Below are 13539 nucleotides of genomic sequence, written 5' to 3'. Positions count from 1 at the left end.
CCAGTCATCGATGAAGGCGTATAGACGGATTCTTCTCAGACTCGCGGGACAGGAGAAATTAAATAACAAGCCGAAACGGCTTGTTATTTTTCTTGCTGATGGCTGTCATCCTGATTCATTCCGGTTTGGAACATATATGTCACCGGGCAGAAGCGGAGGATGCCGGACGCCGCTTTCATCGCGCCCATTATCATACAGAAGAGATGCATCTTGCACCAAGGTTTTCTCGTGTATTTCGCTGAAGCAGCAGACAAAATTGTGAGGCCGCAAGTGATGCGCATAACGGCATTTAATAAACTGATATTCGGTTTCATCATTTCAGCTCCCTTAGAAAAAGTTTTTCATTCATCTTCAATAATTTGTAACGTTTTAGCCGTGCGATAATTGTGCGGATGTGATACGATGGGTCTAATATAAGCGAAGGAGAGTATGTGAATGTCCGAACGTACCTTTAACTGGAAAAATAAAGACATCAGATCACAGGCGGATGTTGTAGACTCAAAGCTGCTTCCAACGCTACTTTTACGGGATGCTCTCGTATTAAATCCTTTTTTAAAACAATGGCTGAAAAAGAACGTCTGGATTTACGGAGACCGAATTGTATATGTTGGTCATGAGCTTCCTGATGCAGCTGAGCACATTCATACCATAAATTGTGAAGGAAAATACATTGTGCCAGGTTACATTGAACCGCATACACATCCTTTTCAAATATATAATCCCCAAACGCTCGCCGAATATGTGTCTCAATTCGGAACAACGACGTTTGTTAATGATAACTTGTTTTTTCTTTTGCACAGCGGTAAAAAGAAAGCGCTTACTATATTGGAAGAACTGAAAAAACAGCCGGTGCAATATTTCTGGTGGTCCAGATATGATCTGCAGACTGAAGTGCTGAATGAGGATCAGCTTCTTTCTTTTGATGTCCGAAAGCAATGGATTGAGCACCCGGATGTCATTCAAGGCGGAGAATTGACCGGATGGCCGCGCCTCATGGACGGCGATGACCTGATGCTTCATTGCATGCAGGCGACAAAGAAACTGCGCAAGCGGATAGAAGGGCATTTTCCCGGAGCCTCTGAAAAAACACTGACGAAGATGAAACTGTTCGGAGCTGATTCCGACCACGAGGCGATGAATGGCGGCGAGGTAATGAGACGGCTTGAATTGGGCTACTATGTTTCGCTCAGACATTCATCCATCCGCCCTGATTTGAGAACGATTTTGCAGGATCTTCATCAAAAAGGCTTCCGGCATTATGATCATTTCTTTTACACGACGGATGGAGCGACGCCGCATTTTTATAAAGGCGGCATGACGAATGAATTGATCAAAATCGCTTTGGAGGAAGGGGTTCCGGCGATCGATGCCTACAATATGGCGTCCTTTAATATCGCGAAGTATTATCAGATGGACGACTTTCTCGGTGTGATCGGTCCGGGCCGGCTTGCTTCATTGAACATTCTCGATGACCCGATGAATCCTGACCCGGTCACGGTGATCTCCAAAGGTATCCTGGTGAGGGAAGACGGCCGAAATATGAATGCGTTTACAGAAACGGATTGGAAAAAGGGCGGTCTTGTCCCTCTTGAGCTTTCATATGATATGACGATGGATGATTTACAGTTTTCAATGCCGATGGGTGTGTCCATGCGCAACGCGGTCATTATGGAGCCGTATATGATTGCGATTGATAATTCTGTTGACCAGCTTTCTTTTGATCATGATGAATGCTATCTCACGCTTCTCGATAAGCATGGAAAATGGCGGGTTAATACAATGCTGAAAGGTTTTGCCGATCGGGTGCAGGGCTTTGTCAGTTCCTACACGACAACAGGAGATATTATCGCTGCCGGAAAAAATAAGGAAGATATCCTGCTCGCTTTCTCACGGATGAAAGAAATCGGCGGCGGAATCGTGCTTGCCGAAAACGGGAAGATTCTGCATGAGATTCCCCTCGCCTTAAACGGTTCTGCATCCGCGGAGAATTATGAAGAAGTGCTTGAGAAAGAGCAAAAACTGAGGACGCTGCTGGAGGAGCGGGGCTACCGATTCTGCGATCCGATCTATACGCTGCTCTTTTTGCAGAGCACACACCTGCCTTATATCCGCATTACGCCGAGAGGAATATTCGACGTGATGAAAAAAACTGTACTCTTTCCATCGATAATGCGTTAAAATATAAAAGCAGGGAGCCGACATATGAAAAGATGGAAAACCGTTTGTATGCTTTGTTTTGCGTTTTTGCTGCTTGCCGCCTGCCGGCAGAACAATGCCGATCAGGTGCAGCCGAAAGAAGCGGAAGCTCCTTTAACGGGGCTGAAAACTGAGCAGAAGCTTGCAGAACGCCGTCCGATTGCAGTCGCAGTGAACAATCATCCGAAGGCGAGGCCCCAATCCGGGCTGTCAAAGGCGGATGTTGTCATCGAGGCGCTTGCGGAGGGCCGGATTACGCGGTTTCTCGCGATTTTTCAAAGTGAGATGCCGGAAACGGTCGGGCCTGTGCGGAGCGCGAGGGAATATTTTGTCACGCTCAGCAGCGGGTTTAACAGCATATTTGTCCATCATGGCTGGAGTCCCGGCGCAAAAAAGCAGCTGGAGTCCGGAGCTTACGATTATATAAACGGTTTGGATTTTGACGGAAGCCTGTTTTGGAGAGCCGATTTCAGCAAGCCGCCCCACAATTCCTACACGTCGTATGACAATATCAGGAAGGCGGCGGAACAAAAAGGATACAAGCTGAACGGAAAAACAGAACCGCTCCCATTTCAGACATCAGATGCAAAACCCGGAAACGAAACCTACAATATTCGGATAGATTATGGAACACAAAACATTACAAATCTTGTCGAATACGATTATGATAAAAAAGCTGATGCTTATACAAGAAGCTCTGATGGTGTGAAAGCGACAGACCGGGAGACCGGAAAGCCTTTAGCCATGCACAACATTTTTATTGTTGAAGCCGGCCATCGCATGACAGACAAAGATGGAAGGCGGGCCATCGATATTCAGTCAGGGGGGAAGGGCCTCCTGCTTCAGCACGGCGATGTTATGGAGTCAGACTGGGAATATAAAGACGGCCGTATTCTGCCCGTAAAAGGCGGTGAGATTCTTCCGTTTGTGCCAGGAAAGACATGGATTAATATCGTGCCTGATCTCGATGCAGCTTCCATTAGTAAAGGAGAAGGTGTTTGACGATGCAAATCGATAAATTACGCGGAAAAGAACTGGACCAGTTATTTTTATCTATTTTATCGCTGAAAGATCTGGAGGAATGCTATCGTTTCTTTGACGATCTTTGTACGATTAATGAAATCCAATCGCTGGCGCAGCGTTTGGAAGTGGCAAGAATGCTCCGCGAAGGAAATACGTATCACAAAATTGAAAGCGAAACGGGTGCTTCCACAGCGACGATTTCCCGGGTGAAGCGCTGCTTAAATTACGGAAACGATGCCTATGAAATGGCGCTTGACCGCGTAAACAAAGGAGAATCCTCCTCAGCTACGTAAAAAACCGCTCTGCCGATGACGGCAGGCGGTTTTTTTATGCGTGCTGATTCAAAAGGCCGGGAAGTTCCCTCAGGCTTCCGTCTTCCTCCCGGTATACGATGTGTTCAGCTGAGAAATGAACCGGCGAGCTGATGCCCGCCGCGGCGGCAAGGTGAAACAGCCCTTCACGCAACGAGAGCACGTAGTTGCAGACGCGGTGCTGTTTATCTTCGATACTGAGCGCGCGCTGAAGTTTTGGATCGGTTGTCGCCACTCCGACAGGACAATGATTGGTGTGGCATACTTGAGCGCGGATACAGCCGACTGAAAACATCATTCCCCGGGCAATATTGACAAAATCCGCGCCTAACGCGAGGGCAACGGCAATCTTATCCGGAGTGAGCAGCTTTCCGGATGCGAAAATTTTCAGCTTATCTCTTATCCCGTATGTCTTCAAAAGGCCGTCAACAAGGGGGAGGCCGGTCAGAATCGGCAGGCCGACGGAATCCGCCAGCTCATGGAAAGAAGCTCCCGTTCCCCCTTCACTGCCGTCAATCGTAATAAAGTCGGGATGTTTGCCTGAGGAACTCATACAGGAAATAAGGTCTTCAAGGTCTTTGCGGCTGCCCGGGACAATTTTGATGCCGACCGGTTTTTCTCCGACAGTCCTTAATTTCTCAATGAAATCAAGCATGTCCGGAACATTTGAGAACTCGTTGAAGCGGTTTGGGCTGTCAATGGATTGTCCGGGCTGCACATTTCTGATGGCGGCAATTTCTTCGGTCACCTTTGAACCGTCAATATGCCCGCCTCTTGCTTTCGCCCCTTGCGCAAGCTTTAATTCAAAGGCTTTAATCTGCTCGAGGCGGCTTTTTTTCTTAAATTCTTCCCACGAAAATTCTCCATCTTCAGTGCGGACGCCGAACAGCCCGGGGCCGATTTGGCAGATAATATCCGCGCCGCCTTTCAGGTGATACTCAGACAGGCCGCCTTCGCCTGTATTCATCCATGTGCCGCCGGCCTGGTGCAGCCCTTTTGACAGGGCGGTAATTGCCCGGTCGCCAAGTGAGCCGTAGCTCATCGCTGATTGTCCGATTAGCCCTTTCACATAAAACGGCTTCTTGCATGTATCGCGGCCGATCACTTGCACATCGTCCGGATGCAGGTAATAAGGGTCCGCCTTTGCTTTTTCGCGGTGTTCGCTGCGTTTCAGCAGGTTGTCTTTGTCAATTTTGTATATCATCGTGTCGATCTTCGGCGTCTGATCTGCGCGCAGCTCCTCCCTTTGTTTTGGGAAGAGGGCGTTACGGATATAATAGCCCGGCTGATCGAAATCCCGTTCTGAGCCGAAGCCCATCATTCTGCTTTTATACTTTCCCGACATGACCGTCTGTTCATATTCTCTCCGGGAAAACGGCTGTTCTTCGTTATCATTGCTGAATAAATACTGCCGCAGCTCTGGTCCGATTTTTTCAAATATATAGCGCAGTTTTCCCGCTACGGGATAATTGCGCAGCACTGAATGTTCTTCCTGCTTTTCGTCTCTTATGTATATCCAGAGAAACAATGCGGCGGGAACTAAAATAATAAAGATCAATATACAAATCAGTACGATAATGGCTTGTTCCATTGAGATCAGACTCCTTGTCTTTTTTCTCTTTGACATTCCACATATTGTCTGTTTTCAAACATAGCCGTTTCCCGTCCGGCGGAGCGCAATCTTTTTTTGTGAATCAGGTGAATGACGTCTTTTTCCGTTTTTCCGGGCCAAACGAATTTGTTATAATGTTTAAATGGCAAGAAACGAATGGAGGAACGAAAACGCATGTACGATGTTAACGAGTGGAAGCATGTTTTTAAACTCGATCCGAATAAAGATTTACCGGATGAACAGCTGGAACGGCTTTGTGAATCAGGGACTGACGCCATTGTGATCGGAGGAAGCGACAATATCACCGAGGACAATGTGCTGAGACTGATGTCAAAGGTGCGGCGGTTTTTAGTGCCGTGCGTACTTGAGGTGTCGACGATTGATTCCATTGTGCCCGGGTTTGATCTTTATTTCATTCCGAGTGTGCTCAACAGCAAAAAGGCGGACTGGATTGTCGGCATGCATCATCAGGCGATGAAAGAATACGGAGAGCTCATGTCAATGGAGGAAATCGTGACGGAGGGCTACTGCATCGTCAATCCTGATTGTAAGGCGGCCGCTTTAACGGAGGCGGATACACATATAGAAACAGAAGATATTCTCGCCTATGCGCGGGTCGCGGAACATTTGCTTCATCTCCCGATTTTTTATCTGGAATACAGCGGGATGCTGGCGGACATAGAAACGGTGGAGAAAACGAAGGCTGTGCTGGACAAGTCCGTCCTGTTTTACGGAGGCGGCATTAAAGACGCGGAAACGGCGGAACGGTTCGGCCGTCATGCCGATGTCATCGTTGTCGGAAATGCCGTATATGAAGATTTTGATCAGGCGCTTAAAACAGTGGCGGCTGTAAAGACAAAGTAGCCAAGCGGACGAAATTGATTTATGATAGAACATATGTTTGATAGGCGGTGAACGGATATGAATTACATTAGCAATCAATTATTAAGCGGATTAAATCCCGTTCAGCAGGAAGCGGTCAAGACGACGGACGGTCCGCTGCTTCTGATGGCGGGCGCGGGAAGCGGAAAAACACGTGTGCTGACGCACAGAATCGCATACTTAATGGCGGAAAAACACGTGGCGCCGTGGAACATTCTGGCGATTACATTTACAAATAAAGCAGCCAGAGAAATGAAGGAGCGGGTGGAGAGCATTCTCGGACCCGGCGCGGATGAAATCTGGATATCCACCTTCCACAGCATGTGCGTGCGGATTCTGCGCAGGGATATTGACAGAATCGGCATCAACCGAAATTTCTCCATTCTTGATACGGCTGATCAGCTTTCCGTTATTAAAGGGATTCTGAAAGAGCGGAATATCGATCCAAAAAAGTTTGATCCGAGAAGTATTTTAGGCTCCATCAGCAGCGCAAAAAACGAGCTGATCGAACCTGAGGAATTCGCAAAAACGGCCGGCGGCTACTACGATCAGGTCACGAGTGACGTGTATACCGATTATCAGAAAAAACTGCTGAAAAACCAATCGCTCGATTTTGATGATTTAATCATGACGACAATTAAGCTTTTCGAGCGTGTGCCGGAAGTGCTTGAGTTTTATCAGCGCAAATTCCAGTACATTCACGTAGACGAGTATCAGGATACGAACAGGGCGCAATACCTGCTTGTGAAGCAGCTTGCGGCCCGTCTTGAAAATATCTGCGTCGTCGGTGACTCCGACCAGTCCATTTACAGATGGCGCGGGGCGGATATCGCGAATATCCTTTCCTTTGAAAAAGATTACCCGAGCGCAAACGTGATTCTGCTCGAGCAAAACTACCGCTCAACAAAGCGTATTCTGCAAGCGGCTAACGAAGTGATCAAAAACAACTCAAACCGCAAGCCGAAAAACCTGTGGACGGAAAATGACGAAGGCATCAAGCTTTCTTATTACAGCGGAGACAATGAATTCGGCGAAGGCCAATTCGTCGCAGGCAAAATTTATGAGCTGCACAGCTCGGGCCGGCGGAAGCTTTCCGATATCGCGATTTTATACCGGACAAACGCCCAGTCGCGCGTCATTGAGGAAACCCTTTTAAAATCCGGTCTGAACTACAATATCGTCGGCGGAACCAAGTTCTACGACAGGAAAGAAATTAAAGACATTCTCGCATACCTGCGCCTTGTGTCAAACCCGGACGACGACATCAGTTTTACGCGGATCGTCAATGTGCCGAAGCGGGGCGTCGGCGCAACTTCACTAGAAAAAATCGCTTCATATGCGGCGATGAACGGAATGTCAATGTTCCAGGCGATCAAACAGGTTGATTTCATCGGCGTCAGCGCGAAAGCGGCAAACGCGCTTGACGGCTTTGGCGCGATGATTGAAAATCTGACGAATATGCAGGATTACCTGTCCATTACGGAACTCACGGAAGAAATTCTCGTGAAAACGGAATACAGAGAAATGCTGAAGGCCGAAAAATCCATCGAAGCCCAAAGCCGCCTTGAAAATATCGACGAGTTTCTTTCCGTGACGAAAAACTTCGAACAAAAAAGCGAAGACAAGTCTCTCGTCGCGTTTCTGACTGATCTGGCGCTGATCGCGGATATTGACCAGCTCGACCAGAAGGAAGAGGAATCAGGCGGAAAGGATGCCGTCACTTTAATGACACTGCACGCCGCTAAGGGGCTTGAATTTCCTGTCGTGTTCTTAATGGGCATGGAAGAAGGCGTGTTCCCGCACAGCCGCTCCCTGATGGAAGAAGCCGAGATGGAAGAAGAACGCAGGCTCGCATATGTAGGCATTACGAGGGCGGAGGAAGAACTGTATTTAACGAATGCCAAAATGCGCACCTTATTCGGCCGCACCAATATGAATCCGGAATCCCGCTTTATCAGGGAAATACCTGGCGATTTATTGGAGAACCTAAATGAGAAGAAAACACCTCGCATGCAGCCGGGAAGAAAAGTGCAGCCAAAACGCGGGCCCGTATCCCGTCCCGTTTCCTATGCGAACAAAACAGGCGGCGACTCGCTCAGCTGGGCGGTCGGCGATAAAGCGGGCCATAAAAAATGGGGCACCGGAACGGTTGTCAGCGTAAAAGGAGAAGGCGAAAGCACCGAGCTTGATATTGCATTCCCGAGCCCAGTCGGCGTGAAGCGTCTTCTTGCCGCTTTTGCGCCGATTGAAAAGCAGTAACCTGAAGAGGAAAGGAAGAACATGATGGACAAAGAAACAGCGAAACACCGGGCAGAAGAATTGCGCCGCACCATCGATCAGTACAGTTATGAATATTACACCTTAGATGAACCGAGCGTGCCGGATTCCGAGTACGACAGACTGATGCAGGAGCTGATTGCCATAGAGGAAGAGCACCCGGAGCTCAGAACGCCTGATTCGCCCACACAGCGGGTCGGGGGAGCGGTGCTTGAATCGTTTCAAAAGGTGCAGCACGGCACGCCGATGCTCAGTCTCGGCAACGCATTTAACGATGATGATCTCCGCGATTTTGACCGCCGCGTCCGTCAGGCTGTCGGTGCCGGCGTCGCTTATAACGTGGAGCTGAAAATAGACGGTCTTGCTGTTTCTCTCCGTTATGAAGACGGCTATTTCGTCAGAGGCGCGACAAGAGGAGACGGAACGACGGGCGAAGATATCACGGAAAACTTAAAAACGATCCGCAACATTCCGCTGAAAATGAAACGGAATCTTTCCATAGAAGTGCGCGGAGAGGCGTACATGCCGAAACAGTCATTTGAAGCGCTCAATGAAGAAAGGCTGAAACATGAAGAGGAGCCGTTCGCCAATCCCCGGAACGCGGCTGCGGGCTCACTCAGACAGCTCGATCCGAAAATTGCAGCGAAACGAAATCTTGACATCTTCGTCTACAGTATAGCGGAGCTTGACGAAATGGGTGTGGAAACACAGAGTCAGGGCCTGGATTTTCTGGATGAGCTCGGTTTTAAAACAAATCAGGAACGGAAAAAATGCGCCACGATAGATGAAGTCATTGAAATGATCGAAGAGCTGCAGGCGAAGCGGGCCGATCTCCCGTATGAAATTGACGGGATCGTCATCAAAGTCGATTCGCTCGATCAACAGGAAGAACTCGGGTATACGGCAAAAAGCCCGCGCTGGGCGATTGCTTATAAATTCCCGGCGGAAGAGGTCGTGACAAAACTGCTCGATATCGAACTGAATGTCGGAAGAACGGGCGTCATTACGCCGACCGCCGTTCTGGAACCGGTAAAAGTCGCGGGAACGACGGTCTCAAGAGCATCCCTTCATAACGAAGATTTAATTAAAGAGAAGGATATCCGCATTCTCGATAAAGTGGTCGTCAAAAAAGCGGGCGACATCATCCCTGAGGTCGTCAATGTCTTAATCGAACAGCGGACCGGGGAAGAAAAAGAATTCAATATGCCTACCAGCTGCCCTGAGTGCGAGAGCGAACTTGTCCGCATTGAAGGGGAAGTCGCGCTGCGCTGCATCAATCCGGAATGTCCGGCGCAGATCAGAGAAGGCCTGATTCACTTTGTCTCACGCAACGCGATGAATATTGACGGACTCGGAGAACGTGTCATCACACAGCTTTTCCGTGAACATCTCGTCCGTAATGTCGCTGATTTGTATAAGCTGACGAAAGAGCAGGTCATCCGGCTTGAGCGGATGGGGGAAAAATCAACTGACAATCTGATCAGCTCCATCCAAAAGTCGAAAGAGAATTCGCTGGAACGCCTGCTGTTCGGTCTCGGCATCCGTTTTATCGGCTCAAAAGCGGCCAAAACACTCGCCATGCATTTTGAAAGCCTGGAAAATCTGAAACAAGCCACGGAAGAAGAGCTGCTTGCGGTAGATGAAATCGGCGAAAAGATGGCCGATGCCGTTGTCACCTATTTCCGTAAAGAAGAAATGGTTGAGCTATTGAATGAACTTGAGGAACTCGGTGTGAACACACTCTACAAAGGCCCGAAAAAAGTAAAAGCGGAGGACAGCGACTCTTATTTTGCCGGCAAAACCATCGTGTTAACCGGAAAGCTTGAAGAGCTGTCCAGAAATGAAGCCAAGGCGCAGATTGAAGCGCTCGGCGGAAAGCTGACGGGATCTGTCAGCAAAAAAACAGACTTGCTGATTGCCGGAGAAGCGGCCGGAAGCAAGCTGACAAAAGCGCAGGAATTAAACATTGAAGTATGGAATGAAGCACAGCTATTGGGAGAGCTAAAGAAATAAGAGGAGTGTTTTCTATTGAAAAAGATGTTGGCATTGGCGGCGACGGCAACGGCGGCAGTACTCATGCTGTCGGCCTGTTCGCCGAGTTTCGGGGGGAACAAAGAGGAAGAGATCACGCAGAAAACGGCAAAGTCTTCTGAAAAAGCGATCATACCGAAATATAATATCTCTGATTCCTACTATAAAATGGTGCTTCCGTTTAAGGCCGGAAAAGCGCGCGGCCTGACCGCGGACCGGCTGAACACGAGGCTGGACATCGATGAATTCGAGACGGGTCTGATGCGGCTCGCTCAAGACACGTTCCCGACGGATGACTATTTGTATCAGGAAGGCCAGTATTTAGATGAGGACACGGTACTCAGCTGGCTTGACCGCAAAAAAGAGGGCAGTGATCTGAAAAAGGCGAAAAAGGCAGATGCCAATTTTCAGAATCTCGGCTTAAACCCGGTGCTGCCAAGCTCGGGATCGGCAAAAGAGAAAAATGAAAACAGCCCGATTTACTTAGCGTCTATGCTTGAACAGGATTACTTAGTAAGAAAAGATAAAAATTCCATCCAGCTTGGCGGTGTCATGATCGGTCTCGCTCTCAACTCTGTTTACTATTACCGCGAAAACACAGGTGATCCGCAGCAGGAAGTGGAGCTCAGCGACAAAACGATCCGCAGCCACGGTGAAGAAATCGCCCAGGAAGTCGTTAACCGCCTCCGGAAAATGGATAACCTGAAAAATGTGCCGATTACCGTCGCCCTTTATAAACAAGCGCCGAAAACATCAATCGTACCGGGGAATTACATTGCGAAAACAGAAGTCAAGGCCGGCTCATCCACCATTTCAAACTGGGATGATGTCAAAGAAAAGTACGTCTTCTATCCGGCGGATACAGACACGGCAAAGAAATACCCTGATGATTCCGAAGTGTTTAAACGCTTCAAAAACGCCATCGACAGCTACTTCCCGAATTACACCGGAGTCGTCGGAACGGCAATGTACGAAAACGATGAAATGAGAAAAATGAAGATTGAAATCCCGATGCAATTTTACGGGAAAAGCGAAGTTATCGCCTTTACCCAATACTTAACAGGTGAGCTGATGGATTATTATTCAAAAAGCTCAGTTGATGTCGAAATTAACATTACCTCGTCTGACGGACAGGAAGCGCTGATCGTCCGCAATGCGGGTGACAAAGAACCGACCGTCCATATTTACGATTAACCAAGATGCCCTTGTTCATTTCTGTATGAGCAAGGGTTTTTTATTGTGAATATCGTTGGAGCGAGGAATGAGGTATGTTAAGATATTTGTATAATTAGGAATTAACAGGAAAACACATTTCATTTCTAAGCGGATGTTACGAATCTGCTGTGAAAAAAGAAGGGCAGGAATGTTGATGAATGACATTTGCTGAGTACACACACCGCCTACAAACGTTATGAAAAGGGTGAATCAGCATGCATAAAGATATTAAAGCGATTTTTGAGGAAGAGAAGGTGCTCGCTGAAGCAGGTGAAATATACGGCTTTACCAAGTTTCAATTTATCGCGGACGCAGAGAACTACGTATATGAAATTGTGAAAGATAACGAACCTTATATCTTAAAAATTACGCATACGATCAGAAGAACACCGGAATATATTCTCGGAGAAATGGAATGGCTTCATCATCTGGCAAAGGGCGGGCTTTCAGCAGCGAAACCGATTCCTTCATTAAATGGCAAAGATGTCGAAGAAGTGCCGGATGGAAAAGGCGGAGCATTTTTAGTAAGAGTCTATGAAAAAGCGCCCGGACGCAAAGTGGAGCAATCAGACTGGAACGGAACTCTGTTTTATGAGCTTGGAAAGTACACGGGGAACATGCACCGGCTGACGAAAAGCTACCGTCTGAGCGACCCGGCATTTAAAAGGCAGGAATGGGATGAAGAGGAGCAGCTGAAGCTGAGAAAATACGTGCCCGCAGATCAGCATCTCGTATTTGAGCGGGCGGATGCTCTAATGGAAAAACTGCGCCGTTTGCCGAAGAACCCTGAAAACTACGGCCTTGTGCACGCCGATCTGCACCACGGCAATTTCAATTGGGACAACGGTAAAATCACTGCATTTGATTTTGATGATACCGGCTACAATTGGTTTGTGAATGATATCAGTATTCTGCTGTACAACATGTTGTGGTATCCGGTCATCCCGTATGAAGACAAGGCCGCGTTTACGGGTGAATTCATGACTCACTTTATGAAAGGCTACAGGGAAGAAAATGACCTTGACCCCGCCTGGCTTGAACACATCCCGGATTTTCTCCGGCTGCGCCATATGCTGATCTACGGATTATTGCATCAGGCGTTTGACCTCAATGCACTCGGGGACGAGGAACGTGAGATGCTGAAAACCTTCAGGCGCGATATCGAAAACGAAACCCCGATTACGGAGTATCACTTTTCTGCATTCGTATAAATAGAAAAACGCCGGCTGAATCCAGCCCGGCGTTTTTTTATAACGTATCACACTTCACTCCGACGACACCTTGAATTTCTTTAATATCATAATAGACGTCAGTGGTGTAGCGGTTTTTGTGAACACTGACTTTCACTTCCATAATCGGAAATTCTTTTTCGCGCAGATCATCAATCCGGACAGAGTGAATGCGGAGCCGTTTGCTTTTCATTTCTTTTAGAATCTCGGTCATTTTGTCTTTATCGGAAAGAGACATTCTCACGCGGATATCCTTTTCCTTCAAGCGGTTGGGACCGATTTTTCTGATCAGCCACGGAAGAAATTCGACACTGATCAGAATAAACAAGAGGCTTGCGAACGCCTCTTTATAAAAGCCGGCGCCTGTCGCCAGACCGAGCCCGGCTGCGCCCCAGATGATGGCCGATGTCGTCAGGCCGGATATGACGTCATTGCTTTTACGCAGGATCACGCCCGCGCCGATAAAACCGACGCCGGAAATGATTTGGGCGGGGAGGCGGAGCGGATCCATCATGATACGGTAATATTTTGGGAAATGATATGCCGCATTAATGCTGACGATCGTCAGCATACAGGAGCTGACGGCGATGACGATACAGGTTTTCAGTCCGAGCGGTTTGTTTTTCAGCTCGCGTTCAAGACCGATGATCATGCCGATCAGCGTGGCAATGCCCAGCTTTAATAAAATGTCTGGTTCGATAGGCCAGCTCAATTTGCACAGCACCTCCGCAATTTTTCTTATAATAAATTGATATGATTTTCT

At 48.1% G+C, this 13539-nt stretch carries 11 protein-coding genes; 8 read left to right on the top strand and 3 right to left on the bottom strand.

What is annotated here, in order from left to right; all coding sequences use genetic code 11:
• Positions 1-83: 83 nt before the first annotated feature.
• Positions 84-314 carry a YgaP family membrane protein gene (locus G9F75_RS14350; RefSeq protein WP_032872536.1) on the bottom strand — a complete coding sequence of 77 codons (231 nt, stop codon included), beginning with the start codon at positions 312-314 and terminating at the stop codon, positions 84-86.
• A gap of 121 nt (positions 315-435) precedes the next feature.
• Between G9F75_RS14350 and G9F75_RS14345 the strand changes: the two genes are divergently transcribed.
• From G9F75_RS14345 to G9F75_RS14335, 3 genes are read left to right on the top strand one after another with little or no spacing between them, the layout of a single operon-like run.
• The gene (locus tag G9F75_RS14345) at positions 436-2178 is read left to right on the top strand and encodes an adenine deaminase (protein WP_021495178.1); all 1743 of its coding nucleotides are present in this window, start codon (positions 436-438) and stop codon (positions 2176-2178) included.
• Positions 2179-2202: 24 nt separating this feature from the next.
• Entirely contained in the window at positions 2203-3198 is a 996-nt protein-coding gene (locus G9F75_RS14340) for a DUF3048 domain-containing protein (RefSeq protein ID WP_017419031.1), read from the top strand.
• 2 nt (positions 3199-3200) lie between these two features.
• A complete protein-coding gene (locus tag G9F75_RS14335) occupies positions 3201-3512 on the top strand; it encodes a YerC/YecD family TrpR-related protein (RefSeq protein ID WP_003155745.1) in 312 nt (103 codons plus the stop codon).
• A gap of 34 nt (positions 3513-3546) precedes the next feature.
• On the opposite strand, the gene G9F75_RS14330 is transcribed toward G9F75_RS14335, so the two are convergent.
• Positions 3547-5121, bottom strand: a complete 1575-nt coding sequence (locus G9F75_RS14330) for an FMN-binding glutamate synthase family protein (RefSeq protein WP_038461247.1) — start codon at positions 5119-5121, stop codon at positions 3547-3549.
• 195 nt (positions 5122-5316) lie between these two features.
• Between G9F75_RS14330 and pcrB the strand changes: the two genes are divergently transcribed.
• The 5 genes from pcrB (at position 5317) to G9F75_RS14305 (ending at position 12758) form a co-directional block, all read left to right on the top strand.
• Complete coding sequence (gene pcrB / locus G9F75_RS14325) at positions 5317-6006, top strand: heptaprenylglyceryl phosphate synthase (protein ID WP_003155740.1); 690 nt, start codon at positions 5317-5319, stop codon at positions 6004-6006.
• 57 nt (positions 6007-6063) lie between these two features.
• Complete coding sequence (gene pcrA, locus G9F75_RS14320; RefSeq protein ID WP_167409176.1) at positions 6064-8283, top strand: DNA helicase PcrA; 2220 nt, start codon at positions 6064-6066, stop codon at positions 8281-8283.
• Positions 8284-8307: 24 nt separating this feature from the next.
• On the top strand, positions 8308-10314 hold the full coding sequence (ligA, locus tag G9F75_RS14315) for an NAD-dependent DNA ligase LigA (protein WP_021495174.1): 2007 nt from the start codon (positions 8308-8310) through the stop codon (positions 10312-10314).
• Positions 10315-10329: 15 nt separating this feature from the next.
• Positions 10330-11526, top strand: a complete 1197-nt coding sequence (locus G9F75_RS14310; protein WP_014417115.1) for a CamS family sex pheromone protein — start codon at positions 10330-10332, stop codon at positions 11524-11526.
• A 236-nt stretch (positions 11527-11762) separates the two neighbouring features.
• Entirely contained in the window at positions 11763-12758 is a 996-nt protein-coding gene (locus G9F75_RS14305) for a phosphotransferase enzyme family protein (protein ID WP_021495173.1), read from the top strand.
• Positions 12759-12795: 37 nt separating this feature from the next.
• On the opposite strand, the gene G9F75_RS14300 is transcribed toward G9F75_RS14305, so the two are convergent.
• Positions 12796-13488 carry an MgtC/SapB family protein gene (locus tag G9F75_RS14300; protein WP_007609875.1) on the bottom strand — a complete coding sequence of 231 codons (693 nt, stop codon included), beginning with the start codon at positions 13486-13488 and terminating at the stop codon, positions 12796-12798.
• Between the last annotated feature and the right edge of the window lie 51 nt (positions 13489-13539).

The sequence above is a fragment of the Bacillus sp. EKM208B genome, from assembly GCF_011800725.1.
In the GTDB taxonomy this organism is placed as follows: domain Bacteria; phylum Bacillota; class Bacilli; order Bacillales; family Bacillaceae; genus Bacillus; species Bacillus velezensis.
Note: the sequence above shows the minus strand (reverse complement) of the source record. Positions and strands in the feature narration are given on the sequence as shown.

Bases quoted from the DNA above. Each gene is read 5' to 3' on its own strand.
- G9F75_RS14350 (WP_032872536.1), bottom strand. From the start codon at position 314: ATGAAACCGAATATCAGTTTATTAAATGCCGTTATGCGCATCACTTGC.
- G9F75_RS14345 (WP_021495178.1), top strand. From the start codon at position 436: ATGTCCGAACGTACCTTTAACTGGAAAAATAAAGACATCAGATCACAG.
- G9F75_RS14340 (WP_017419031.1), top strand. From the start codon at position 2,203: ATGAAAAGATGGAAAACCGTTTGTATGCTTTGTTTTGCGTTTTTGCTG.
- G9F75_RS14335 (WP_003155745.1), top strand. From the start codon at position 3,201: ATGCAAATCGATAAATTACGCGGAAAAGAACTGGACCAGTTATTTTTA.
- G9F75_RS14330 (WP_038461247.1), bottom strand. From the start codon at position 5,121: ATGGAACAAGCCATTATCGTACTGATTTGTATATTGATCTTTATTATT.
- pcrB (WP_003155740.1), top strand. From the start codon at position 5,317: ATGTACGATGTTAACGAGTGGAAGCATGTTTTTAAACTCGATCCGAAT.
- pcrA (WP_167409176.1), top strand. From the start codon at position 6,064: ATGAATTACATTAGCAATCAATTATTAAGCGGATTAAATCCCGTTCAG.
- ligA (WP_021495174.1), top strand. From the start codon at position 8,308: ATGGACAAAGAAACAGCGAAACACCGGGCAGAAGAATTGCGCCGCACC.
- G9F75_RS14305 (WP_021495173.1), top strand. From the start codon at position 11,763: ATGCATAAAGATATTAAAGCGATTTTTGAGGAAGAGAAGGTGCTCGCT.